At 73.4% G+C, this 24,035-nt stretch carries 18 protein-coding genes; 12 read left to right on the forward strand and 6 right to left on the reverse strand.

Features of this window, described 5'->3' with window-relative positions; all coding sequences use genetic code 11:
* The first annotated feature begins 285 nt into the window (after positions 1–285).
* On the forward strand, positions 286–1,872 hold the full coding sequence (locus AAC134_RS16065; RefSeq protein ID WP_339950130.1) for a lysine--tRNA ligase: 1,587 nt from the start codon (positions 286–288) through the stop codon (positions 1,870–1,872).
* A 94-nt stretch (positions 1,873–1,966) separates the two neighbouring features.
* On the opposite strand, the gene AAC134_RS16070 is transcribed toward AAC134_RS16065, so the two are convergent.
* The 3 genes from AAC134_RS16070 to AAC134_RS16080 all read right to left on the reverse strand — a co-directional run bounded on the left by AAC134_RS16070 (position 1,967) and on the right by AAC134_RS16080 (position 4,354).
* Positions 1,967–2,593: a hypothetical protein gene (locus AAC134_RS16070; RefSeq protein ID WP_339950131.1), complete on the reverse strand. Its 627-nt coding sequence runs from the start codon at positions 2,591–2,593 to the stop codon at positions 1,967–1,969.
* Positions 2,594–2,733: 140 nt separating this feature from the next.
* A complete protein-coding gene (locus tag AAC134_RS16075; RefSeq protein WP_339950132.1) occupies positions 2,734–3,474 on the reverse strand; it encodes a HupE/UreJ family protein in 741 nt (246 codons plus the stop codon).
* A gap of 217 nt (positions 3,475–3,691) precedes the next feature.
* Positions 3,692–4,354 carry a TetR/AcrR family transcriptional regulator gene (locus tag AAC134_RS16080; protein ID WP_339950133.1) on the reverse strand — a complete coding sequence of 221 codons (663 nt, stop codon included), beginning with the start codon at positions 4,352–4,354 and terminating at the stop codon, positions 3,692–3,694.
* A 229-nt stretch (positions 4,355–4,583) separates the two neighbouring features.
* Between AAC134_RS16080 and AAC134_RS16085 the strand changes: the two genes are divergently transcribed.
* The 4 genes from AAC134_RS16085 (at position 4,584) to AAC134_RS16100 (ending at position 7,873) form a co-directional block, all read left to right on the forward strand.
* A complete protein-coding gene (locus tag AAC134_RS16085) occupies positions 4,584–5,195 on the forward strand; it encodes a hypothetical protein (RefSeq protein ID WP_339950134.1) in 612 nt (203 codons plus the stop codon).
* 607 nt (positions 5,196–5,802) lie between these two features.
* Positions 5,803–6,543: an OmpA family protein gene (locus tag AAC134_RS16090; RefSeq protein ID WP_339950135.1), complete on the forward strand. Its 741-nt coding sequence runs from the start codon at positions 5,803–5,805 to the stop codon at positions 6,541–6,543.
* 287 nt (positions 6,544–6,830) lie between these two features.
* On the forward strand, positions 6,831–7,562 hold the full coding sequence (locus tag AAC134_RS16095; RefSeq protein ID WP_339950136.1) for a CPBP family glutamic-type intramembrane protease: 732 nt from the start codon (positions 6,831–6,833) through the stop codon (positions 7,560–7,562).
* Positions 7,559–7,873 (forward strand): hypothetical protein, encoded by a 315-nt coding sequence (locus AAC134_RS16100; protein WP_339950137.1) that lies wholly within the window; start codon positions 7,559–7,561, stop codon positions 7,871–7,873. The genes AAC134_RS16095 and AAC134_RS16100 overlap by 4 nt, the downstream gene beginning before the upstream one ends.
* A gap of 21 nt (positions 7,874–7,894) precedes the next feature.
* On the opposite strand, the gene map is transcribed toward AAC134_RS16100, so the two are convergent.
* A complete protein-coding gene (gene map, locus AAC134_RS16105) occupies positions 7,895–8,644 on the reverse strand; it encodes a type I methionyl aminopeptidase (protein WP_339950138.1) in 750 nt (249 codons plus the stop codon).
* Positions 8,645–8,727: 83 nt separating this feature from the next.
* Positions 8,728–10,293, reverse strand: a complete 1,566-nt coding sequence (locus tag AAC134_RS16110; protein WP_339950139.1) for a 2-isopropylmalate synthase — start codon at positions 10,291–10,293, stop codon at positions 8,728–8,730.
* 399 nt (positions 10,294–10,692) lie between these two features.
* Between AAC134_RS16110 and AAC134_RS16115 the strand changes: the two genes are divergently transcribed.
* Positions 10,693–13,269, forward strand: a complete 2,577-nt coding sequence (locus tag AAC134_RS16115; protein ID WP_339950140.1) for a nitrate- and nitrite sensing domain-containing protein — start codon at positions 10,693–10,695, stop codon at positions 13,267–13,269.
* A 422-nt stretch (positions 13,270–13,691) separates the two neighbouring features.
* Here AAC134_RS16115 and AAC134_RS16120 read toward each other — a convergent pair whose 3' ends face one another.
* Positions 13,692–15,317 carry a 2-isopropylmalate synthase gene (locus tag AAC134_RS16120; protein WP_339950141.1) on the reverse strand — a complete coding sequence of 542 codons (1,626 nt, stop codon included), beginning with the start codon at positions 15,315–15,317 and terminating at the stop codon, positions 13,692–13,694.
* A 314-nt stretch (positions 15,318–15,631) separates the two neighbouring features.
* On the opposite strand from AAC134_RS16120, the gene AAC134_RS16125 reads away from it, so the two are divergent.
* The 6 genes from AAC134_RS16125 to AAC134_RS16150 all read left to right on the forward strand — a co-directional run bounded on the left by AAC134_RS16125 (position 15,632) and on the right by AAC134_RS16150 (position 24,034).
* A complete protein-coding gene (locus AAC134_RS16125) occupies positions 15,632–17,290 on the forward strand; it encodes an NAD+ synthase (protein ID WP_339950142.1) in 1,659 nt (552 codons plus the stop codon).
* Positions 17,283–17,972, forward strand: a complete 690-nt coding sequence (locus tag AAC134_RS16130) for a hypothetical protein (RefSeq protein WP_339950143.1) — start codon at positions 17,283–17,285, stop codon at positions 17,970–17,972. Before AAC134_RS16125 ends, AAC134_RS16130 begins: the two co-directional genes overlap by 8 nt.
* On the forward strand, positions 17,969–19,309 hold the full coding sequence (locus tag AAC134_RS16135; RefSeq protein ID WP_339950144.1) for a glutamate--tRNA ligase: 1,341 nt from the start codon (positions 17,969–17,971) through the stop codon (positions 19,307–19,309). The genes AAC134_RS16130 and AAC134_RS16135 overlap by 4 nt, the downstream gene beginning before the upstream one ends.
* 84 nt (positions 19,310–19,393) lie before the next feature.
* A complete protein-coding gene (locus AAC134_RS16140; RefSeq protein ID WP_339950145.1) occupies positions 19,394–21,430 on the forward strand; it encodes an adenylate/guanylate cyclase domain-containing protein in 2,037 nt (678 codons plus the stop codon).
* 225 nt (positions 21,431–21,655) lie between these two features.
* Positions 21,656–22,006 carry a hypothetical protein gene (locus AAC134_RS16145; RefSeq protein WP_339950146.1) on the forward strand — a complete coding sequence of 117 codons (351 nt, stop codon included), beginning with the start codon at positions 21,656–21,658 and terminating at the stop codon, positions 22,004–22,006.
* Between the two features lie 285 nt (positions 22,007–22,291).
* Entirely contained in the window at positions 22,292–24,034 is a 1,743-nt protein-coding gene (locus AAC134_RS16150) for a POTRA domain-containing protein (protein ID WP_339950147.1), read from the forward strand.
* The last annotated feature ends 1 nt before the right edge of the window (position 24,035 follow it).

Raw genomic sequence — 24,035 nt, forward strand, 5'->3', positions numbered from 1 at the left:
GGGGTCGCGGGGCGGAAGCGGGGGGCGCGGGCGGCGGCCGAGGACGGTCGCGACCGGCGCAGGCCGCGGGACGCGCCGCGGGCGGGACGCCGGCGACAGGCGGGACCGTCGCGCGGCGCCTGGTCGGGCGGGCGCGGCGCGCGGGTCGGGGACGGGGCCCGGCGGGGCTCGGCATTGACGGGGGCGGGGCGCGGTCCTAGTGGGGGCGGTTCGAGGGGCGCGCGCGAGTCGCCCCCCCTCATCCGACCTCAATGACCCCTCACGCCTCCGCAGGAGACCTCAACCATGACCGAGCTGCGCGACGCCGCCCTCGACTCCAGGGCCTGGCCCTTCGAAGAGGCGCGCCGGCTGGTCAAACGGTTCGAGAAAGCCCCGCCCGAGAAAGGTTATGTGCTGTTCGAGACCGGCTACGGCCCCTCGGGCCTGCCCCATATCGGCACCTTCGGCGAGGTCGCCCGCACCACCATGGTGCGGCGCGCGTTCGAGTCGATCTCGGACATTCCCACGAAGCTGCTGTGCTTCTCGGACGACATGGACGGGCTGCGCAAGGCGCCCACCAACGTGCCCAACCGGGAGATGCTGGTCGAGGACCTGAACCTGCCGCTGACCCGCGTGCGGGATCCCTTCGGCACGCATCCCTCGTTTGGCGAGCACAACAACGCGCGCCTGCGGGCCTTCCTCGACGCCTTCGGGTTCGAGTACGAGTTCGCCTCGGCCACCGACTACTACCGCTCGGGCCGCTTCGACGCGATGCTGCTGCGGATCCTCGAGCGGTTCGACGCGGTGATGGAGGTGATGCTGCCCAGCCTGGGCGCCGAGCGGCAGGCCACCTACTCGCCGTTCCTCCCCGTCAGCCCGAAGACCGGCCATGTCCTGCAGGTCCCGACGCTGGAGCGGAACCTGGCCGCGGGGACCATCGTCTATCAGGAGCCCGACGGCGAGCGGGTCGAGATCCCGGTGACCGGCGGAAACTGCAAGCTGCAGTGGAAGCCCGACTGGGCGATGCGCTGGATGGCGCTCGGCGTCGACTACGAGATGCACGGCAAGGACCTGATCCCCTCGGCCGATCTCGGCCGGAAGATCTGCCGGGCGGTGGGGATGCCCGCGCCGGAGATGTACAATTACGAGCTGTTCCTGGACGGCGACGGGCAGAAGATCTCCAAGTCGAAGGGCAACGGCCTCTCGATCGAGGAGTGGCTGGCCTATGCCAGCCCCGAGAGCCTCAGCCTGTTCATGTTCCAGAAACCCAAGACCGCCAAGCGCCTGCACTGGGACGTGATCCCGCGCACGGTGGACGAGTACTCGCAGCACCTGCGCGCCTATCCCGACCAGGAGCTGAAGGCGCAGCTGATGAACCCGGCCTGGCACATACACGGCGGGACCCCGCCGGGCGACGAGATGGTCGTGCCGTTTGCGATGCTGCTCAACCTCGCCTCGGTGACGGGGGCCGAGGATCGGGCGACGCTGTGGGGGTTCCTTGCGCGGTATGCGCCGGGCGTTTCGGCGCAGACCAACCCCGGCTTTGACGCTGCGGTGGGCCGGGCGGTCGCCTACTACCAGGACAAGGTGAAGCCCACGCGGGTGTTCCGCGAGGCCGACGCGCAGGAGCGGGCGGCGCTGGCCGACCTTGCCGCCCGTCTGCGGGCCTGGGAGGGCGAGGCGAACCCCGAGGCGCTGCAGGACGAGGTCTACGCCGTGGGCAAGGACCACGCCTTCGAGAATCTGCGCGACTGGTTCAAGGCGCTCTACGAGGTGCTGCTGGGCGCGAGCCAGGGGCCGCGCTTCGGCGGGTTCGTGGCGCTCTACGGCATCGACGAGACCGCGGCGCTGATCGAGCGGGCGCTGGCCGGCGAACTGGTCGAGGCCGCCTGAGGGCGCCTCGCCACCCAGGCTGCAGCTCGCAGGTTGCAGGTTGCAGATCGCCAAGGCCGCACCCCGGGGCGGCCTTGTTCGTTTCGAGGCGGGCTCAGCCCCCGCCCGCGAGCCGGAATGTCAGCCCCAGGACCGCCGCCGCCGCCGCCCAGGCGCCCAGCGTGGCCGCGACGACCGGGCGGGGCCGCGCGGGAACCAGCCGCAGCGCCCCGTGCGCGGCGAGGCTCAGCGCCAGGGCCGCCGCCGAGGCCCCCGCGGTCTGCCAGGCGGCGTATTCCCAGGGCGCATGCAGGTCGTTCGAGAGCCCCAGCGCCGCGCCTCCCGCGGCGGCCAGCGCCGCCGCGAGCGCCCCCGGCAGCGCCGGCGGCGCCAGCGCCAGCAGCCCGGCGAGCCCCGCCACGATCGGGGCCGCCAGCCCTCCCGGCGCGAACCCCCAGTAGAGCAGCAGCAGCGCGACCCCGCCGAGCGTCGCGCCCAGTCCGGCCGCCGTCGCGGTCGCCCAGCCGCTGCGCGCCGGTCTGCGCGCCGCGAGGGCCGCGAGCGCCAGCAGCGCGGCCATGGTTTCGGGGAACACGACCGGGGTCAGGGCGCCGACGGTCCAGGGCGCCTCGAAGCCGAAGGCGCCGTGGGCCGAGGCCGGGGCCGCCGCGAGCAGGAGCGGCGCCGAAAGCCAGGCGAGGCGCAGGCGATGGGAGGTCAGGCGGGCGCGGGGGCGTGGCAACCGGGGAGAGGCGCCCGGTTCCCGGAGCGCCGGAGCGCAGCGCCCGGGCGTCGTGTGGCGAGACGTGGCGGGCGCGGGCGGGGGGCCCGAGCGGTGTGGGCGAGGCGGCCGGCGGCCGGCGCGCCCCCGAGGCGGTCGCCTCACGCGGCCCCGGTCAGGAAGGCGAGTCCCGCCAGCGCGATCGCCCCGCCGCCGGCGCGCACCAGCGCCCGGCCCGCGCGCCAGTGCGAGAGTTCGCCGATCGCGATGCCCGCAAGGTGAAGCAGTCCCGTGGCCAGCACGAACCCTGCCGCGTAGGCGAGGGGCGAGGCGGCGCCGGGCATCTCGGCCCCGTGGGCGTGACCGTGGAACACGGCAAAGACCGCGACCACCGCCGCCGCCGCCCACAGCGGCGGACGGACCGCCAGCGCCACCGCCAGGCCCAGGACCAGGGCCGAGGCGGCGATGCCGGTCTCGATTCCCGGCAGGGGGACCCGGGCGACGCCCATCGCGCCGCCCAGCGCCATCACCAGCGGGAAGGCCACCGGCAGCACCCAGATCGCCGGCGCCCCCAGCACCGCCCCCCACAGGCCCACCGCCACCATCGCCGCGACATGGTCGGGGCCGAGCAGGGGATGCATGAAGCCGCTGGCGAACCCGCCCGCCACCCCCGCTCCATCATGGGCGAGCGCAAAGCCCGGAGTCAGCAGGGCGGCGGCGCGGCCGGGCGCTCGGCCGCGACGTCGGGGCTGCGGGTTTCGCGGGTCGGCGGCGGCGCGTCCGGGACGTCCGGGACCTCCGCGGCGCCTCGTGCGGCGGTCGCCGCGCCCGCCGCACCGCCGAGGAAGCTCCGCGACGCAGGGCGCGCCGGTCGGGAGGGTCGGCTCGCGGCGCGGGCGCACCGGTTGCGTGGGTCGACGGTCGCCAGCCGGCGCCGTCCTCCCAAAGCGCCGCGGGCGCGCCCTGGGTCCGGGCGCATCGCCCGACGCGGCGCCTGCGCGACGGCGCCGCCGGGAGGCCGTGCGCCAGTCCGGGCGGGCGCCGGGCCGCCGCGCCCGGATCCGCGCGCGGCGCGATGGGGCGGGCCGGGTGGCGCTTGCCCCTCGGACGCGGCCCCCTTCAGTCGTCGCCCGGGATCAGGCCAAGGCCGCGCAGGTAGACCATGGCGCCGGTCTCCAGCAGATCCTCGGGGGAGATCGAGACGCGCTGGCCGGCGCTCTCGCGCGCGAACAGTTCCACCACGCCGTGGGAGAGGGCCCAGATGTGGTAGCTCATCATCTGCACCGGGGGGCGTTTCTCGGGCGGCAGGCGCAGCACCAGCGCTTCGGAGGCGGCCCGCATCACCCCCATCGCCCGGTCGGAGGCCGCGCGCAGGGCAGGATCCGTCGACACCGCCACCCCGCTCTCGAACATCGCGATGTAGAGGCCGGGCTCGCGCCGGGCGAAGTGGAGATAGGCGCGGCTCATCTTCTCGAAGGCCGAGATCGGCGAGGGCCGGCCCCCGTCGAAGGCCCGCTCCAGCAGATCGGCGAACAGCTCGAACCCCCGGCGCGCCATCTCGGCGATCAGGTCCTCGCGCCCCTTGAAGTGTCGGTAGGGGGCGGCGCCCGAGACGCCGGCCTCGCGCGCGACCTCGGCCATGGTGAAGCCCTGCGGCCCGCGCGAGGCGATCAGGGGGAGGGCCGCCTCGACCAGCGCCTCGCGCAGGTTGCCGTGATGGTAGCCGCGCCGGGCGCGGCCGCCGTCCTCGTCCCCGCCGCTGGCGCCGTTCGCATCGTCCATGCGCCCCCTCTTACTTGCCCCGCAGGCGGGCGCCAATGCGGCCCGGGGCACGCGGTCTGGGGCACTGGGAGTGGGGCGGGGGGGCAGGGGCGGCGGAGGCGGGGACGGGGAACGGCCTGTTAACCCGGTCGCTCCTAGGGTCGCGCGCGAGGGGCCGCGGGGGCGCGCCCCCTCCGGGGCACGGCGACGAGGGGAAGGGCGCGGCGCGATGGGCGGTTGGGAGCTTCGAGTGACGGAGGAGGCGCGCGGTCTGGCGCGGCTTCTGCCGCTGGTGCTGACGCTGGACCTGAAGGTGGGCACGGCGGAGTTCAGCCGCCATGCCGCGACCCTGCTGGGCCGGCTGCGCCACATGTATTTCCTCGAGACGGGCGCGCTCGGCTTCCTGCGCATCGCCGCCACCGGCCGGCCGGCGCCCGACGGGGACCGCCGCCGCCTGCGCGCCGATCACGGCGGCTTCGACGCCGAGGTCGAGCGCGCGGCCGAGGCCCTGCGCCTCGCCGCCCGCCGCTTCGACGTGCCGGTGGGGATGGAGACGATGGCGCTGCTCGCCGACATGGTCGAGGACCACACCTGCATCCGCGAATCGATCCAGGGGATGCTGGCCTCCTACGGCGGCGCGCTGCTGGACGCCAAGGGCCGCCAGGACGACGCGGCCTTCATCCTGGCGAAACTGGACACGCTCGCCCCCCGCTTCGCCGAGGCCGAGGAGCGTCTGCGCGTCCACGCCGCCGAGCGCGTGCATCTTCCGCCCGAGTCCGATGACGAGACCGCAGGCACGCAGGACCCCCCGGCCGCAGCGAAAGGCGCCGGCGAGGCGGCGGACCACGGCGACAGCGTCTGAGGATCGGGCCGCCGCCGCAAGATTGTGGGAGCGGCACGACAGGCGGTCGGCTCGCGGTTGGGCGATGGGCGACGGTCGGACGATGCTCGGCGGGCGGCCCTTGTTGCCAGGGCGCGACCTCTAGTGGCCGGGGGCCGCGGGCCGGCCGGCAGGGCGCGCCTGAGGGACGCGCCGCGTCCGGGTTTGCGGGCGTGGGGCGGCAAGGATCCGGTGTCGTGCGCCAGGGGGCGCCGAGGCGGGATGCCGCGCGCTGAAGGCCGGCGGGCGACCGAGGAGGCGGATCCCGGGGCTCCCGGACCGGGAAAGGGGGCCTGGAACAGGCCAGGGACAGGGACAGGGACAGGGACAGGGACAGGGACAGGGAGGTTCTGGTCGGGGGAGGGAGGCTCGCAACGGGGTTCTTCGACGCGATCGGATGGCGGGAGACGGTGGACCGGCGGGCGGCGGCAGCGCTTCCGCGGGCGGGAATCGCGATTTCGGGATGGGGCGCCGGCCTGTGAAAGTCACCTCGCGGCCCTCGCGCCGCCGCATTTCTGGACAGGGTGAGCGGCCGAACCGGCCCCAGGGCCGATCGACACGACACCGAGACGACAAGGAGACCGACGCCATGTCCGCGATCCGTTCCGCCACCTCCGCCACCCCCGCCACCTCCGCTCCTTCCGCCCGCCCGACCCGCGCGCGCTCGCCCCTCGGGGTCTCGGGGCGTCGCCTGCGCGCGCCGGTGATCGCGGTCTGCGCCGCGGCGATGCTGAGCGCCTGCGCCAGCGGCCAGGGCCCGTCGAGCAACCAGGCCGCCGGCGCGGGCGTCGGCGCGGTGCTGGGCGCCGCCTCGGGCCTGCTGGTGGGCGGCGACGACCGCCGCAACGCGCTGGTCGGCGCGGGCATCGGCCTGCTGGCCGGCGCGGCGGTGGGCACTTACCTCGACCAGCAGGAGGAGGACCTGCGCCAGGACCTCTCGGGCACCGGCGCCGAGGTCACCCGGGTCGACGACGCGCTGCTGGTCACCCTGCCGGGCGGGGTCACCTTCGACACCGACTCGACGGTGGTGAAGTCCGAGTTCCGCCGACCGCTGAACCGGGTCTCGAAGACGCTGCAGAAGTATCCCTCGTCCTACGTGGACGTGATCGGGCACACGGATTCGACGGGCGAGGCCTCCTATAACATGCAGCTCTCCAACCGCCGGGCGCGGGCCGTCGCCTCGGAGCTGATCGACCGCGGCGTGAAGCGCCCGCGGATCGAGGCCTATGGCAAGGGCGAGGAGCAGCCCGTGGCCAGCAACGACACCGCTCAGGGCCGCGCGGCCAACCGCCGGGTCGAGATCCTGATCGTTCCGGCCACGCAGTCGTGACCGCAGGCCGGCGCGCGCGCCGCGCCGGCTGACCGAAACGCTTGCAGACGCGCTCCGCCCCCATTCGTCACGCCCTGGGCGGCGGAGCGTCGGGGCGCGCCCTCCGCCGCTGCGGAGGGCGCGCTTGCCCGACGGCGCGCCGTCCCGGACTTGCGCCCCGGCGCGCATAAGCTAGGTGTGAGGCTCCGCGCCCCCTCGACCGGAGCCCGATCCATGCGCCTCCTCCCCCCGCGAGTCCGCGCCCCCGCGCGCCCGGGCCCTGCCGTGCTTGCCGCCGGAGCGGGAGGTTGAGCGCCTCGGGACCCGCGGAGCCGGCGGGCGCCTCGCTAGACGACCGGCCGCCGTTCGACCTGCCCGAGGCCGAGCCGCTGGGCCGGCTGCCCTCGCGGCTGCGGCTGGGGGTCGAGTTCGCGACGCTGTTCCTGGGCCTGCCGATGGCGCTGGCCTTCGGGCTGCCGCCCTCGGTGATGTGGACGCTGCTGGCGGCAAGCTTCGCGCTGGGGCTGGCGCTGCTGGCGGTGACGCCGGGGTTCCGCTTTGCCGAGTTCCTGCGCGGGCCGCCCTCGCCGGGCCTGTGGAGCGCGCCGGCCTTCGCGGCGGGCACGGCCGTGGCGATCTATGCGCTGACGGTCGCGCTGATCCCCCACGCGCTGTTCTGGATGCCGAGCCGGATGCCCGACCTGTGGCTGATGATCCTGGTGTTCTACCCGCTGATGTCGGCCCTGCCGCAGGAGGCGGTGTTCCGGGTGCTGTTCTTCCGCCGCTACGGAGCGCTGTTCCCCTCGAAGGCGGCGGCGGTGGCGGCCAACGCCTTCGTGTTCGCGCTGGCGCACCTGTTCCTGTGGAACTGGGTGGCGCTGCTGCTGACGGCGGCGGGCGGGGCGATCTTCTCGCTCGCCTACCTGCACGGGCGGGGCCGCAACTTCTGGTTCCCGGTGCTGCTGCACGCCATCGCGGGCTGGCTGATCTTCTCGATCGGCCTCGGGCGCTTCTTCTACCACGGAGCGGTTCCGACGTGAGCGAGGCGAGGGACCCCGACGCGACGCCCGAAGGCGCGCTCGTCGCCGCCGCCGAGAGCGGGGACGAGGAGGCGCTGTCGCGGTTCCTGGAGGGCGACCGGTTCGAGTTCCGCCTGGCCGGCGGGCGGGGCTTCATCCTCGACTTCGAGCAGGGGCGCGACGTGATCAGCCTCGAGGGGCTGGGCCTGACGCCGTGGGACCTGCTGCCCTCGATCCGGGGCCGCGACCTGGTGCTGAGCTTCGAGGGGGGCGAGGTCGTGCTGCGCGGCGGCGCGGGGGTGCACCTCAACCAGTGGGATTTCAGGTACTGACGGCCGCGCCCCGCGGCGCGCTCAGCCGGGCAGGGTGAGGATGACGGCGCCGCGGGGGGTGGCCACGACCGTATGCTCGAACTGCACCACCGGGGCGGCGGGGTCGGCGTAGAGGGTCCAGCCGTCGTCGCCCTCGGTGGCCCACTGTCCGCCGCGCGACAGGAACGGCTCGACCGTCAGCACGAGGCCCGTGTCGATGCGGCGGCGGTCGCCGCGGGTGGGCCAGGTGGCGATCGTCTCGGGCGCCTCGTGCAGCGAGCGGCCGACGCCGTGGCTGGCGAGGTTGCGGATCAGCGTGTAGCCGCGCGCCGAGGCGAAGCGGCCGATGGCCTTGCCGATGCCCGCCAGCGGCCGGCCGCCGGCGACTTCCGCGATGCCGATCTCCATCGCCCGCCGTCCGTCGCGGCGCAGCCGGTCCTGGGCGGGGGTTCCCGGCGGCACCTGGAAGCTCGCGCCCGTGTCGGCGTAGAACCCGTCCTTCGAGGCCGAGACGTCGATGTTCACGAGGTCGCCCGCCGCCAGCGCCCGATCGCCGGGGATGCCGTGGGCGATCTCCTCGTTGACGCTGATGCAGGTGGCGCCGGGGAAGCCGTAGGCCGAGCGGGGGGCCGAGATCGCGCCCTCCCTCTCGAGCAGCGCGGCCCCGATCTCGTCGAGCTCGCGGGTGGTCATGCCCGGCTCCATCGCGCGGGCCATGGCGTGCATGGTGCGCGCGACGATGCGGCCGATGACCTTGAGGGCGGCGAGCTCGGCCTCGCGCGTGATGGTCATGGGCGGCGCTCCTGGCGGGAGGGAGAGAGGCGAAAGGGCCGGCCCGGGGGGCCGGCCCTTGGAAGGCGAGGCTTGGGCGCGGCTCAGCCGGCCTTGGCCTCCTCGGGCGCGACGGATTTCTCGCGGCGCACCTGCAGGCGGTTGAGGGCGTGGACGTAGGCGCGGGTGGCCGACAGGATCGTGTCGGTGTCCGAGGCGCGGCCGGTGGCGATGCGCCCGTCCTCCTCCAGCCGGACCGAGCAGGTGGCCTGCGCGTCGGTCCCTTCCGTCACCGCATGGATCTGGAACAGCTGCAGCTTCGCCTCGTGGGGCACGATGGTCCGGATCGCCTTGAAGCAGCAGTCGACGGGGCCGTCGCCGGTCTCGGTCGCGGACTTCTCGACGCCGTCCACGATCAGGGTCAGCTCGGCCTTCGGCGAGCGGGTGGTGCCGCAGGTGACGGCCAGCTCCTTGACCTCGAAGCGCTGGGGGGCGCCGTCGGCGCCGGTCTCGGCCATCAGCGCCAGGATGTCCTCGTCGTAGACCTCCTTCTTGGTGTCGGCCAGCGCCTTGAAGCGCACGAACACGTCGTTGAGCTGGTTGTCGCCGACCGTGTGGCCCAGGTCCTTCAGCTTGGCGCGGAAGGCGGCGCGGCCCGAGTGCTTGCCCATCACCAGGTTGGATTCGGTCAGGCCCACCATCTCGGGACGCATGATCTCGTAGGTGGTGTTGTCCTTCAGCATCCCGTCCTGGTGGATGCCGCTTTCGTGGGCGAAGGCGTTCTTGCCCACGACCGCCTTGTTGTACTGCACCGGGAAGCCGGTGACCTGGGAGACGAGGCGGCTCGCCTGCATGATCCGGGTGGCGTCGACCTTGGTGTCCCAGGGCATGATGTCATGGCGCACGCGCATCGCCATCACGATCTCCTCGAGCGCGGCGTTGCCCGCCCGCTCGCCCAGGCCGTTGATCGTGCATTCGACCTGGCGGGCGCCGGCCGAGACGGCGGCCAGCGAGTTCGCGACCGCCATGCCCAGATCGTTGTGGCAGTGGGTGGAGAAGATCACCTCCTCGATGCCGCTCACGCGCTCGCGCAGCAGGCGGATCAGGGCGGCGCTCTCGTCGGGGGCGGTGTAGCCGACGGTGTCGGGGATGTTGATCACCTTCGCGCCGGCGTCGACCGCGGTCTGCACGGCTTTCACCAGGAAATCGTGCTCCGAGCGGGTGGCGTCCTCGGGGGACCACTGCACCTCGTCCACGAACTTGCGGGCGTGGGTGACGGCGAAGTGGATCTTCTCGAGGACCTGCTCGGGCTCCATCTGCAGCTTGCGGGCCATGTGGATCGGGCTGGTGGCGATGAAGGTGTGGATGCGGCTCTTGCGGGCCTTCTCCACCGCCTTGGCGGCGCGCTCGATGTCGGCGGCGCCGGTGCGCGCCAGGCCGCAGACGGTGGCCTTCTCGACCACGTTGGCGATCGCCGAGACGGCCTCGAAGTCGCCCTCGGAGGCGATCGGGAAGCCGGCCTCGATGATGTCGACGCCCATCTCGTCCAGCAGGCGGGCGATGGACAGTTTCTCGGCCAGCGTCATCGTGGCGCCGGGCGACTGCTCGCCGTCGCGCAGGGTGGTGTCGAAGATCTGGACGCGGTCGGAAGCGGGGGCAGGGGCGGTCATGTCAGGGGTCCTTTGCGCTTGTGCCTTGGGCGGAGCGGCCAGGTCAGCCTTGGCCGGAGCTCCGTCGGGTCTGCGCGGCGCGTCGCGAACGTCCCCTGAGCGCGCGCGCCGCAGATCCCGGCACGCTCAGGGGCGCGTAAGGAGAAGGCGCGCAAGGCCGAGGAGAGCCCGGGCCGCGCCGCGGGGCGCGGACACGCCGGTCCTGCCGGGCGCCTGGGGCGCTCGGGGCAGGGGCGGGGCGATATGGGCGTCGCGGACCATGGCCGGGCTTATACACGCGTCAGGCGGGGGATGAAAAGCGCGAATTCCGCCTCGGGCGCGGTCGGGCGTTGAGGCTTCGGTAAGGATATCCGGGGATGGTCCGCCGATCGCAGACCCGGACCCCGTCGGAGCCCGACCATGTTGAATTTCACCATCGTGCATCGCTTTGCCCTCGCGGTCGGCGTGCCGCTGCTGTTCCTGGCGGTCTTCGCCGCGATCGTGGTCGCCGGCGCGTGGGAGCGGCGGAGCGCGTCCGAGCAGGCCAGTCTCGGGGTGACGATGGTGCGCGCGGCCTCGGACCTGGTTCATGAGCTGCAGAAGGAACGGGGAACCTCGGCGGGCTACATCGGCTCGGAGGGCGGGGGCGAGTTCGCGCAGCGGCTGGCGGGCGTCAGGGAGGGGTCGGACGCCGCCCGCGCGGTGTTCGACGAAGCGCTCGCCGCCTATCGCGCCACCCAGGGCGCGGCGAGCGTCGCCACGGCCGCCGAGCAGGCTGCCGCCCGGCTCGACGCGCTGGAGCAGACGCGCGCGGCGGTGGATGCGCTGGGCCTGCCGCTCTCGGAAATGGCGAAATGGTATACCGGCTCGATCCGCGAGCTGATCGACGTCGAGGCGCGGCTTCGCGGCGCGATCGACTTTCCCCGCGGCGAGCGTCTGATGGGCGCCTACGCCGCCCTGATCGAGGCCAAGGAGCGCGCGGGGCTGGAGCGGGCGATGGGCGCCAACGGCTTCGGCGCCGGCCGGTTCGAGCCTTCGGTCTTCGATCGATTCAATGACCTTGCGATCCGTCAGGAGGTCTATCTGAACTTCGCCGAGACCGCGGCCGACGAGGAGACCCGCCAGGCGATCGAGGCGTTCCGCGCCTCGCCCGAGACCCGCGAGGTCGAGCGGATGCGCGCGGTCGCGGTCGACGGCGTGCGGCTGGGGTTCATCGCCGGGGTCACCGGGCCGCAGTGGTTCGACGCCTCGACGGCGCGGATCTCGCTGCTCAAGGGGCTCGAGGACGGGATCGCCGACCAGATCCAGGCCCTGGCCGGGGAAGGGGCCTCGGCCGCGGGGCGGGAGCTCGCCGTGACGCTGAGCGCGCTCGTGGCGACGGTGCTGGGCGCGGGGCTGGTGGCCTGGATCGCGGCGCGGGGCGTGGTCTCGCCGATCCGCTCGATCTCGCGGGTGTTCGAGGCGCTCAACAGCGGCAAGGAGGCCGAGGTGCCCGACGGCGTGCTGCATCGCCGCGACGAGGTGGGCGTGCTGGCGCGCACCGCCCAGGAGACCCAGCGCGCCGCCGACCGCATGAACCGGATCACCACCGCGCTCGAGGTCTCGGCGGCCCCGATCGTGGTGTGCAACGCGCGGTTCTTCGTGACCTACGCCAACGCCGCCTTCTCGAAGATGATCGAGCCCTCGCGCGCCTATTTCGAGAGCATGGGCGCCGATATCGACGGGCTCGCCGGCAAGAACATCGACTTCTTCCACAAGGACAAGGCCCGCATCCGGCAGATGCTCGAGGGGCTGACCGAGCGGCAGATCTCGACGATCTCGTTCGACGAGCGGCGGTTCGACGTCTCGGCCTCGCCCATCGTCGACCCCCGCGGACGCAAGCTGGGCTACGTGATCACATGGGACGACGTCACCGACAGCCGGCAGCTGGAGACCCAGCTGCGCGAGGTGATCGCGGCGGCGGCGGAGGGCGACTTCACAAGGCGCATCGACACCGACAGCCAGAACGTCTTCCTGCGCGACGTCGGCGTGGGGATGAACCGCATCTGCGAGATCGTGGCGGCGTTCTCGGCCGACGTGGATCAGGCCGTGCGGGCGCTGGCCGAGGGCGACCTGACCCGCCAGGTCGAGGGGACCTACGCCGGCGTGCTGGGCAAGCTCGCCACCGGCGTGAACGAGACGACCGAGCGGCTGGGCTCGCTGGTCTCCGAGATCAAGTCGGCCGGCGGCCGGGTCCGCGGCGCCTCCGACGAGATCGCCTCGGGGGCGGGCGCGCTCGCCGAGCGGGCCGAGAGCCAGGCCGCCGCCCTCGAGCAGACCGCCGCGCTGATGGAGGAGATGACCGGCTCGGTGAAGGCCAACGCCGAGGCCGCTTCGGAGGCGCGCTCCGAGGCGGCCGAGGCCGACGGACGCGCCGACGGCGGCCGGGTGGTGGTCGACGAGGCGGTGGAGGCGATGGGCCGCCTCTCCGAGAGCTCCCGCCGGATGGGGGAGATCGTGGACGTGATCGCCTCGATCGCCACGCAGACCAACCTTCTGGCCCTGAACGCCGCGGTCGAGGCGGCGCGGGCGGGCGACGCGGGCAAGGGCTTTGCGGTGGTCGCCTCCGAGGTCGGGGCGCTCGCCCGCCGCTCGCGCGAGGCGGCCGACGACATCCGCGGCCTGATCCACGAGAGCTCGGAGCGGGTGACCGAGGGCGTGGGGCTGGTGGAGCGCACCGGCTCGGCGCTGTCGGAGATGGCGGGATCGCTGCGCCGCATCTCCGAGCGGGTGGGCCGGATCGACGCGGCGAGCCGGGAGCAGGCCTCGGGCGTCGAGGAGATCAACCAGGCGGTGACCCAGATGGACGAGAACACCCAGCGCAACGCGGCGCTGGCCGACAGCTCGGCCCGCTCCGCCCGCGACCTCGCCCGCGAGTCCGAGGAGCTGGACCGCCTGACGGCGATGTTCCGCACCCGCCAGGGCGCCGCGCCCGCCTCCACCTCGCGCGCCGCCTGAGCGCGGGGCCGCCTGAGTGCGGGGCCGCCTGAGCGCGAGGCCGCCTGAGCGCGAGGCCGCCTGAGCGCGGGGCCGCCGGTCGCGCCCGATCCGTGGGCGCGACGCCGGGGGCGGGGGCTTCCGAGGCGCCGAGATGGGCGTCCGCTCCGTCTGGCGCCGTCAGCTCAGGCCCGGTCCGGCGCGCGTCGCGGCCCGAAGAGACTGGACGCGCGGCCGGGGGAAATGGGAGCTCGTTGCGACGACGGCCTCGAACTGGATCGGCGCCGGCCGGGACCGAGCCAGAGGCGGCTCGGCGCCGCAGGGACGATGAGCAGGGACGATGAGGATGGCGGGCGCGGGGGCGCCGCCTGCGCGGCAGCCTGGGCCGGGCGGCGGGGCAGCCTGCGCCGAGCGGCAGGGCAGGCTCCCCCGCCGCTCGGGGGTCAGCCTCCGCTGCCGCTCGGGGGAGAGCCGCTCGAGGCTGCGCCGCTTTGGGGGGCGTCGGCCGGGGAGGCGTCGGCCGGGGAGGCGGCGACGGGGGCGGCGGGGGCCTCGGCTTGCGAAGGGGCGTCCGTTCGGGAGCCCGACGCGGGATCGGGCGTGGCGGCGGGATCCGCGGGGGCGACAGAGGCAGGGTCGGAGGCCGGATCGGCGTCGGGACCGGCGTCGGGGTCGGGCTCGGCGCCGGGGCGGCCGTTGACCCACCAGCCCTCGAACACCGCGCCGTCGGCGTATTCCATCCGGCCGGGGCCGTTGCGCTGGCCGTTCTCGAAACTGCCGCGGTAGACGTCGCCGCCCTTGTAGGAGGCCACGCCCTCGCCGTGGATCTCGCCGGTCTTCCAGCCGCCCTCGTAGACGAAGCCGTCGGGCATCTCGATGCGGCCCTGGCCGTCGCGCAACCCGTCCACGAAGCCGCCCGAGTAGACCGAGCCGTCGGGGAAGGTGGTCGTGCCCTGGCCGTCCTGGACGCCCGCGGTCCAGCCGCCGTCGTAGACGTAGCCGTCGGGGTACTCCAGCCGGCCGGTCCCGTCGTACTTGCCGTCGGCAAAGCCGCCCTCGTAGCGCGCGCCGTTGGCGTAGACGGCCGTGCCCTCGCCCTGGATGCGGCCGCCCGACCAGGAGCCGGCGAAGGTCGAGCCGTCGGCGTAGCGCACCGTGCCCGGACCCTGGGGCGCGCCGGCGACGAAGGCGCCCTCGTGCACCGTGCCGTCTGCATAGGTCGCCTTACCCTGGCCCTCGATCCGGCCCTCGACCCAGTCGCCCGCGTAGCGGAAGCCGTCGGCGCCCTCGAAGCGGCCGGCGCCGTGGCGCAGGTCGTCCACGAAGCCGCCCTCGTAGACGTCGCCGTTGGCGTAGGTGACGCGGCCCTCGCCCTGGCGCTTGCCGTCGACGAAGGCGCCCTCGTAGGCGTCGCCGTTGGGCTGGCGGGCGAGGCCCTGGCCCTCGATCCTGCCCTCGACGAAGGTTCCCTCGTAGACGAAGCCGTCGGCGAGCTCGATCCGGCCCTCGCCGTGGCGCAGGCCGCCCTGCATGCCGCCCTCGTAGACCGAGCCGTCGGGGTAGCGCACGGTGGCCTCGCCCTCGGGCGCGCCGGCGACGAAGGCGCCCTCGTAGCGGTAGCCGTCGGGGCGGGTCAGCACGCCGTCGCCCGAGGGCTGGTTGTCGACGAAGGCGCCCTCGTAGACCACGCCGTCGGCGTAGCGGGCGACGCCCTCGCCCTCGATCCTGCCCTCGACCCAGTCGCCCTCGTAGGAGCCGCCGTCGTGGTAGCGGATGCGGCCCTTGCCCTGGGGCTTGCCGCCGACGAAATGCCCCTCGTAGACCGAGCCGTTGGGGTATTCGGCGACGCCCTGGCCCTGGATCCAGCCGTCCACGAACTCGCCCGTGTAGCGGAAGCCGTCGGGGCGCACGAGGGTGCCCGAACCGTGCTGGCGGCCCTCCTTGAACTGGCCCTCATAGACCTCGCCGGTGTCGTAGCGCTTGGTTTCGACGTTCGTTTGCGGCGCCGCCGCGCTCGCCGCCGCCAGCGCGCCGGCGCCGGCCATCGCCCAGACCCAACCTCGGCCCATGCTGCTTCCGTCCTCGTGCTGCGTTCCCGGATCGTCCGCGGCCGCGGCGCGCGCTCGCGCCGTCGTGCGTGGGGCTGCGGGGCGCAGTCCCCTGGCCCCGCGGTTTGCTGGACCGGACAGTAGGCGGGCCCCCGGCGCCATGCAACCGGCCGCGGCGCGCGGGCGCGGGATCATGAGGCGGCCTGCGGGGCAGGGCGCGCGGCCCCGCCTGGCGGGGCGCGTCGCCGCGCGGGCTTGCCTCGCCTGCCGGGGCGCCTGTAACTGCCGGGCCTGAAACCGACCCTCCGTCCGCGCCGGACCCGCCGGAGACCGTGATGCCCGACGCCTTCCGCCTGACGCTCGCCCAGCTCGACCCCCGCGTCGGCGACCTCGACGGCAATGCCGCGAAGGCGCTGGCCGCTTGGGAGGAGGGTCGCGCCGCGCGCGCCGACCTGGTGGCGCTGCCCGAGATGTTCCTCGCCGGCTATCAGCCCCAGGACCTGGTCCTCAAGCCCGCCTTCGTGAAGGCCTGCCTCGCGCAGATCGAGAAGCTGGCCGAGGCCACCAAGGACGGTCCCGCGCTGGGCATCGGGGCGCCGTTCGCGGGGCTCGAGCGGCCGGAGAACGCCTACTGGATCCTGCAGGGCGGCGAGATCCGGGCCCGCGTCTCCAAGCACCACCTGCCCAACTACGGGGTGTTTGACGAAAAGCGGCTGTATCACGCGGCCGATCCGTCCGGGCCCATTCAGGTGGGGGCGGCGCGCCTCGGGATCCCGATCTGCGAGGACGCCTGGTTTCCCGACGTGGCCGAGACCGCGGCCGAGTCCGGGGCCGAGCTCCTGTTCGTGCCCAACGGCTCTCCCTATGAGCGGGGCAAGCACGACACCCGCGTCAACCTGATGGTGGCGCGCGTGATCGAGACGGGGCTGCCGCTGGTCTACCTCAACCGCACCGGCGGGCAGGACGATCAGGTCTTCGACGGCGGCTCGTTTGCGCTGAACGTGCATGGGGGGCTGGCCGCCCAGCTTCCGTTCTTCGACGAACAGATCGCGCACCTCGATTTCGAGCGCGGGGACGAGGGCTGGCGCTGCGTTCCCGGGCCGATGGCGAGCGTGCCCGACGAGGCCGAGCTCGACTACAAGGCGATGGTCGTGGGGACCCGCGACTATCTCGCCAAGACCGGGTTCAAGAAGGTGGTGCTGGGGCTCTCGGGCGGGGTCGACAGCGCGCTGGTCGCGGCGATCGCGGCGGACGCCATCGGGCCGCAGAACGTGCGCTGCGTGATGCTGCCCTCGCGCTACACCTCCGAGCACAGCCTCGAGGATGCCGAAGGGGTGGCCAAGGCCCTGGGAACGCGGCTCGACACCGTGCCGATCGGGCCGGGCGTGGACACGATGACCGAGACGCTCGCGCCGCTGTTCGAGGGGATGGCGGCCGACGTCACCGAGGAGAACCTCCAGTCGCGTCTGCGCGGCCTGATCCTGATGGCGCTGAGCAACAAGTTCGGCGAGCTGCTGCTGACCACCGGCAACAAGTCCGAGGTCGCGGTGGGCTACGCCACGCTTTATGGCGACATGAACGGCGGCTGGAACCCGATCAAGGACCTCTACAAGATGCGGGTCTTCGCGGCCTGCCGCTGGCGCAACCAGCAGCATCGCGACTGGATGAAGGGCCCTGCGGGCACGGTGATCCCGCCCCGCGTGATCGACAAGCCGCCGAGCGCCGAGCTGCGCGAGGACCAGAAGGACGAGGACAGCCTGCCGGCCTACCCGGTGCTGGACGAGATCCTCGAGGGGCTGGTCGAGGGCGACCTCGCCGTCGCCGACCTGGTCGCGCGCGGCCACCCGCAAGAGGTGGTCGAGCGGATCGAGCATCTCCTCTACCTCGCCGAATACAAGCGGTTCCAGTCGGCGCCGGGGCCCAAGCTGGGGCCCAAGGCCTTCTGGCTGGATCGCCGCTACCCCATAGCAATGAGTTGGCGCGACCGTGACTGACCCGACCGCCTCCGCCGATCCCGACGCCCCGCGCGAGTGGGAGCCCCCCGAGATCCCCCCGGTGATCGAGTTTCACCAGAACACGTTCAAGCTCAAGACCATGAGCCTGCTGTCGCTGCTGGTGGCGGCCTGGTTCCTGTGGATTGCGGTGGGCGCCGCGATCGAGGGCGCGCGGCCTGCGCCGCTCGAGAGCGCGGGCGGGCAGCCCGCGATCGCCGAGCTTCCCGCCGTCGAGGGCCCCGCCGCGCCCGCGCCCGCGCCCGGGAGCGAGGCCGAGATCGCGCCCCAGGGGCCCGGGCAGCCGCCCTCGCCGCTGATCGCCGGCGTCGGCGGGCTGATGTTCGCGCTGATGGGCCTGATCCTGTTCCGCGAGGCCGCCAAGACCGAGCCGATCCTGCGCCTGACCCCCGAGGGGATCGAGGATCGCCAGTTCGGATTCGTGCCCTGGGCGAACTTGCGCAACTACCGGCTGGTCTCGTCGTTCTTCTCTCCGGGCTTCGGATACAGTCTGAAGAAAGGCGTGCGACCCCGCAGGCGCGCTGGGCTTTTCATGTTCCAGCGCGCGATGAATGCGCTTTCGGGCATGCCCGCCCGCTGCTTCCGCAAGCAGATGGTGGTGGGCGGCTGCGAGCAGATGCTGATGGCCTTCCAGATGCATCGCCCCGAGCTGGAGGGGAAATGACCCTCACGCGCTTTGCGCCCTCGCCGACCGGGTTCCTGCACCTGGGGAACCTTCGCGCGGCCTTCTTCAACTGGGCCATCGCGCGGCAGGGGGGCGGGCGCTTCGTGCTGCGCATCGACGACACCGATGCGGCGCGCTCCGAAGACCGTTTCGTCGAGGCGATCCGCGAGGATCTCGACTGGCTGGGGCTGGCGCGCGACGGCGAGGTGCGCCAGTCGGAGCGTCTGGACCGCTACGCCGCGGCGGCCGAGCGGCTGAAGGCGGACGGGCGGCTCTATCCCTGCTGGGAGACGGCCGAGGACCTGGCGCTGAAGCGGCGCGTCCAGCTCTCGCGCGGGCTGCCGCCGGTCTATGACCGCGCGGCGCTGGCGCTGTCGGAGGACGAGAAGGCGGCGCTGGCCGCGCAGCGCCCGCCGCACTGGCGCTTCGCGCTGGAGCGGACGCGGGTGGAGTGGGTCGACGGGATCCTGGGGCCGGTGTCGATCGACGCGGCCTCGGTCTCCGATCCGGTGCTGATCCGCGAGGACGGGCAGGTGCTGTATACGCTCGCGAGCTCGGTGGACGACGCCGAGATGGGGGTCAGCGACGTGGTGCGCGGGGCGGACCATGTGACCAACACCGCCGTGCAGGTGCAGATCATGCGCGCGCTGGGGGCCGAGGCGCCGCGCTTTGCCCATCACTCGCTGCTGACCGGGCCGGACGGGGAGGCGTTTTCCAAGCGCGCCGAAGGGCTGAGCCTGCGGACCCTGCGCGCAGAGGGGCTGGAGCCGGGGGCGCTGCTGTCGCTGATCGCGCGGCTGGGTTCGGCCGATCCGGTGGAGCCGAGGCCCTCGGCGCAGGCGCTGGTCGAGGGGTTCGATGTCGCGCGGTTCGGGACCGCGCCGACGCGGCTGGACCCGGCGGACCTCGGGGGCCTGTCCGAGAAGATCCTGCACGCGATGTCCTACGCCGAAGCCGCGCCGCGGCTGGCGGGGCTGGGGATCGAGGGGGCGCAGGGTGAGGCGCTGTGGGCCGCCGTGCGCGCCAACCTGACCCGGTTCGACGAGATCGCCGAGTGGCGCGACCTGCTGAGCGCGGGCGTCGCCCCCGCGGTCGCCCCCGAGGATCGCGACTTTGTCGCCCAGGCCCTCGCCGCCCTGCCGCCGCGGCCGTGGAGCGAGGCGACCTGGGGCGAGTGGACCGGCGCGCTGAAGGCGCAGACCGGGCGCAAGGGGCGCGCGCTGTTCCTGCCGCTGCGCCGGGCGCTGACCGGGCGGGACCGCGGGCCGGAGATGGCCGCGCTGATGCCGCTGATGACCGCGCCTGCGCCGCGGCCGGGCGACATTCCCGCCGAATGATCCCGCAAGGTTGACGCCACGCGCGCCAGCGTGCGACGCCGTGGAGGCAGGCCCTCCCGGGCCTCGGGGGGAGGGGCGAGCGGGGTGACAGGCAGCGACGAGGGCGCCTCGGGCGCGGGAGCGGGCGGACGCCTGCGCGCCGTGCTGGCGCCGCGCCGGATGGCGGGGCTGGCGATCGCGCTCGGCGTCGCGCTGATCTGCGTGCTGGGGTTCGCCAATGTGCAGGTGCTCAAGAGCCTCGAGTCCGGGCTGAACGACCGGCTGCGGGTGCTGTTCTCGCCGTTGACCGAAAGGCAGGATCCGCGGATCTCGGTGATCACGATCACCGAGGAGACGCTGGCGCTGTTCCCCTACCGCTCGCCGGTGGATCGGGCGCATCTGGCCGAGGTGATCGACCTGCTGGGCTCGGCCGGGGTGAAGGGTTTCGCGCTCGACATCCTGATCGACCAGCCGACCGAGCCCGAGAAGGACGCCCGCCTGATCGAGGCGATCCGCGCCTTTCCCGGCAAGGTGGTGCTGGCCTATGCCGACGAGCGGGCGGGGATGCTGCCGCGGCAGATGGACTACATGAACTGGTTCCGCGCGCAGGCCGACGCGGTTCCGGGCTCGGCCGTGCTCGACTACGACCCCGACGGGGTGGTGCGGCGCTTCGACAATTACATGACCGGCGAGATCCTGGGCATGTCGGCGGCGATGCTGGCCGCGGCCGGCGTCGAGGGCGATTTCCAGAAGCGCGGCATCGTCGACTGGCGGCGCGAGACCGCCGACCACGCCGAGGCCTTCCAGAAGATCCAGAGCCAGGTGCTGCTGAACCCCGCGCTGCCCCGGCAGATGTTCTCGGGCTGGTTCGGGGACCGCTTCGTGTTCATCGGCGCGGACCTGCCCCAGACCGACCGGCACGCGACCTCGCTGCTGGTCGATCCGGGGCTGACCGAATTCAAGGGCTACGCCGGCGTGCTGGTGCATGCCCATGTGCTCAGCCAGCTGCTCGACGGGCGGGTGGTGGCGAACTGGAGCGTCGATCGGCGCTCGGGCATGGCGGTCACCGTGGCGATGGCGCTGCTGGGGGCGGCGATCGGGATCTCCTCGATCGGGCTGCACTGGCGGGGGCTGGCGGTGCTGGGGGCGGGGGTCGGGTATCTGGGCCTCGCGCTGGTTCTGGCGGGGGTGTGGAGCGGGCCGTATCTGCCGCTTGGCCCCGGCCTCGCGGCGCTGGCGCTGAGCTTCGGGCTGGGGGGGGCGGCCGAGGCGTTCTTCTCGGTGCAGGAGAAGGCCTTCATCCGGCAGGCGTTCTCGCACTACCTCGAGCCGGCGATGGTCGACCGGCTGGCGCGCGACCGCTCGAGCCTGCGGCTGGGGGGGGAGCGGCGCGAGATCTCGTTCATCTTCACCGACGTGGCGGGTTTCACCGACATGTCCGAGAAGCTGGAGCCCGAGGAGCTGGCGGCCCTGCTGAACGCCTATTTCGACGGCATGTCCGACATCATCGCGGCCCACGACGGCTCGATCGACAAGTTCATCGGCGACGCGGTGGTCGCGCTGTTCGGGGCGCTGACGACCGAGGCCGACCATGCCCTGAACGCCGTGCTCTGCGCCGTGGCGATGGACGCATTCGCCGAGGATTTCCGCCGGTCCCATGCGCATCTGGGGATGGGGGTGACGCGGATCGGGGTGCACTCGGGCGCGGCCTCGGTGGGGAACTTCGGCGGGCGCAAGCGCTTTGATTACACCGCCATGGGCGACGCGATGAACACCGCCGCCCGGCTCGAGAGCATCAACAAGGCGCTCGGCACCCGGGTCACCGTCTCGGAGGCGGCGCGGCGGGCGGCGGCCGGGTTCGCGGACGCGGCCCGGCCGCTGCCGCCGTTGCGCCCGGTCGGGCGGGTGATGCTGAAGGGCAAGGCCGAGCCGGTGCAGGTGTGGAATCACGATCCCGTGGCCTCGCAGGCGCTGCGCGAGGGCTATGCCGCGGCGCTGGCGCTGATCGGGCAGGACCCAGCCGCGGCGCTTGTCGCCTTCGAGGCGCTGGCGGCCGAGGACGGGCCGGGGCAGGGGGATCCGCTGGTGGCGCTGCACCTGACGCGGCTGCACGCCGGGCGCACCGACGACCGCATCGCCTGAGGGGGGCGTCGCCGCGCGGGGGCGCGGATCATCGCGGGGATCGTGAATCGGTCGCGAATGCGTTATCGTATCCTTGCGTCAGGCGGCGACGGACACGATCTTCGCGCCTGTGGCGGCGGCAGGGCGTCCTCGGGCGGGCCTGCGGATCGCTCGCCGGCGTCCGCATTTTCGCCGCGTTTTCAGGCAAGAGGGTCGCAAGACCTTTCAAGAGTGGGAGTTTTCGGCATGAAACGGCCTGTCGCCCGTCTGTTTGGCGCGGCCCTGTTCGGCGCCGCCGCATCGCTCGCGGCGCTGCCCGCGGCGGCCTCCGACTTCGTGATCCTGGAAAGCAACGTCTCCTCGATCACGCCCGGCTCGGTGGTCCCGGCCTCGCAGAGCGTGTCGCTCGCGGGGGGGGAGAAGCTGGTGATGATCGCGGCCGACGGCTCGACCCGCGCGGTCACCGGGCCCTATTCGGGCGCACTGGGCAAGGCGGGCGCCGACGCGCCGGGCGCGCTCGAGCGTCTGACGGCCGAGCGCAACGACTCGAGCCACGTCGTCGGCGCCATCCGCGCCCCCTCCTGGGATCAGGAGTGAGCCGGCCGGGGACCTGACGCCCCCGCCGGGGCGCCCGGGGCCCCAAGCGCCGCGGCGAGGGCGGCGTTCGCGCGCGCGCGGACAACGCCCCTCACCCCTTCGAAATAATCGTTTATGAACGAGTGGTTAAGCTTCGGGGCGACGACGCGCCGGGCCGGCATTCGTTTGACCGCATACCTTCCCCGGTGTTAACGACTCTGACAGGGTGGTGATCGCAGCGCAGCGGGGGGCGAATTGGACAAGGCCAGCGAGTCGCGTCGGGGGGCACGACGTGTGCCGGCGTCGATGCTGGCGCTGCTTGTGGTCTTCTCCGCAGCGCCGTCCTGGGCGCAGTCCCCGCCGCCGGTGGCGACCCGGCTGCCCGATCCCGGCCAGACCCTGCGCGAGGCGACCGAGCGGGCCCGTCCGGAGCCCGGCGCGCTGGCCCCCTCGGGCGAGATCCAGTTCACCTCGCAGACCCCGCCCGCCAACGCCCGCGACATCCGTTTCGAGCTGACCGGCGTGACGCTGGTCGGGGCCACGATCTACGACGAGGCCGTGCTGGCGCAGGACTACGCCGAGGCGCTGGGGCGCGAGGTCGACCTGACCGAGCTGTTCGCCATCGCCGCCCGCATCCAGAGCCGCTATCGCGACGACGGCTACCTGTTCACCCGCGTCGTGGTCCCCGCCCAGCGCATCGAGGGCGGGCGCGCCCGGCTGGAGGTGGTCGAGGCGGTGATCACCCGCGTCGCCATAGAGGCGCCCGAGCTGCCCATCGGCCCGGTCCGCGCGCTCGCCGAGCAGTTCGCCGCTCCCCTAGAGGGCCTGCGCAACCCCACGCTCGAGGCGCTGGAGCGGGTGCTGCTGCAGCTCAACGACATTCCCGGCATCACCCGCGCCGCGGCCGTGCCCAAGGTCGGCGCGGACGAGCGCGGGGCCATCGAGCTCTACATCAACATGGAGCGGGAGCCGTTCTCCCTGACCGCGTTCGCCGACAACCGGCAGTCGCCGATCATCGGGCCGGGGCTGGTGGGGCTGGTGGGGTCGTTCAACTCCTGGTCGCCTGCGGGCGACACCTCGACGCTGAGCTGGTTCAACTCGGCCGACTACGAGGACCCGCTGGGCGACAGCTGGGGGGAGCGCTGGACGCTTCAGTTCGAACATCAACGGTTTCTGGGAAGCTCCGGGCTGAGCGGGCATTTTCGCGCTCTGTATTCCGAAAGCGCCCCGGGCGACATCGTCAAGGGCTTCGACATCGACACCGACCAGACCGAGATCGAGCTGGGCCTGCGCTATCCCGCGCTGCGCACCCGCGCGATCAGTCTGGACCTGTTCGGCGGGCTCGAGGCGGTGCAGGTGAACTCCCTGACGCCCTCACCGGTGGTCGCGCCGATCCCGGGGCTGCCGGGGGTGGGGGATCTGGTCACCGACGACCGGCTCAACGTCCTGTTCGTGGGCTACGAGGGCGTGCTGCGCGACGAGAACGGCTTCACCGAGGGCCGGTTCGAGCTGCGCCAGGGGCTGCCGATCCTGGGGACCAGCCGCGCGGGGGACCCCAACCTCAGCCGCCAGGACGGCGACGGGGTGTTCACCTCGGTGCGCGCCGAGCTCGCGCGGACCCAGGTGCTGGGCGAGGGGTTCTCGCTGTGGGGCAAGGCCTGGGCGCAGACCGCCGACCGGGCGCTGCTGGCCTCCGAGGAGATGTCGATCGGCGGGCCGGAGCTGGGGCGGGCCTATCACCCGTCGGAATACTCCGGCGACGTCGGGCTCGGCGGCGCGGCCGAGCTGCGCTATGCCAACGAGCTGGTCTTCGACGCCCTGCGCGCGCCCTATGAGGTCTATGGGTTCATGGACTGGGCCGAGGTGCGCAATCTCGACGGCGGCGCGCCGCCCCATGCCGAGATCTTCTCGGCGGGGTTCGGCGTGCGCGCGACGTTTCCCGGGCGGCTCTCGGTCAATCTCGAGGCCGCCAAGCCGATCAACGTTCCCCTCGCCTATGACCAGAGCCGCGCCTGGCGGCTGCTGTTCAGCGCGGTGAAGGAGTTCTGAG

The organism is uncultured Albimonas sp. (genome assembly GCF_963977235.1).
Taxonomy (GTDB): domain Bacteria; phylum Pseudomonadota; class Alphaproteobacteria; order Rhodobacterales; family Rhodobacteraceae; genus Albimonas.

Coding starts and splice junctions, on each gene's coding strand:
- AAC134_RS16065 (WP_339950130.1), top strand. CDS start 286: ATGACCGAGCTGCGCGACGCCGCCCTCGACTCCAGGGCCTGGCCCTTC.
- AAC134_RS16080 (WP_339950133.1), bottom strand. CDS start 4,354: ATGGACGATGCGAACGGCGCCAGCGGCGGGGACGAGGACGGCGGCCGC.
- AAC134_RS16090 (WP_339950135.1), top strand. CDS start 5,803: ATGTCCGCGATCCGTTCCGCCACCTCCGCCACCCCCGCCACCTCCGCT.
- map (WP_339950138.1), bottom strand. CDS start 8,644: ATGACCATCACGCGCGAGGCCGAGCTCGCCGCCCTCAAGGTCATCGGC.
- AAC134_RS16110 (WP_339950139.1), bottom strand. CDS start 10,293: ATGACCGCCCCTGCCCCCGCTTCCGACCGCGTCCAGATCTTCGACACC.
- AAC134_RS16115 (WP_339950140.1), top strand. CDS start 10,693: ATGTTGAATTTCACCATCGTGCATCGCTTTGCCCTCGCGGTCGGCGTG.
- AAC134_RS16120 (WP_339950141.1), bottom strand. CDS start 15,317: ATGGGCCGAGGTTGGGTCTGGGCGATGGCCGGCGCCGGCGCGCTGGCG.
- AAC134_RS16125 (WP_339950142.1), top strand. CDS start 15,632: ATGCCCGACGCCTTCCGCCTGACGCTCGCCCAGCTCGACCCCCGCGTC.
- AAC134_RS16135 (WP_339950144.1), top strand. CDS start 17,969: ATGACCCTCACGCGCTTTGCGCCCTCGCCGACCGGGTTCCTGCACCTG.
- AAC134_RS16145 (WP_339950146.1), top strand. CDS start 21,656: ATGAAACGGCCTGTCGCCCGTCTGTTTGGCGCGGCCCTGTTCGGCGCC.
- AAC134_RS16150 (WP_339950147.1), top strand. CDS start 22,292: ATGCTGGCGCTGCTTGTGGTCTTCTCCGCAGCGCCGTCCTGGGCGCAG.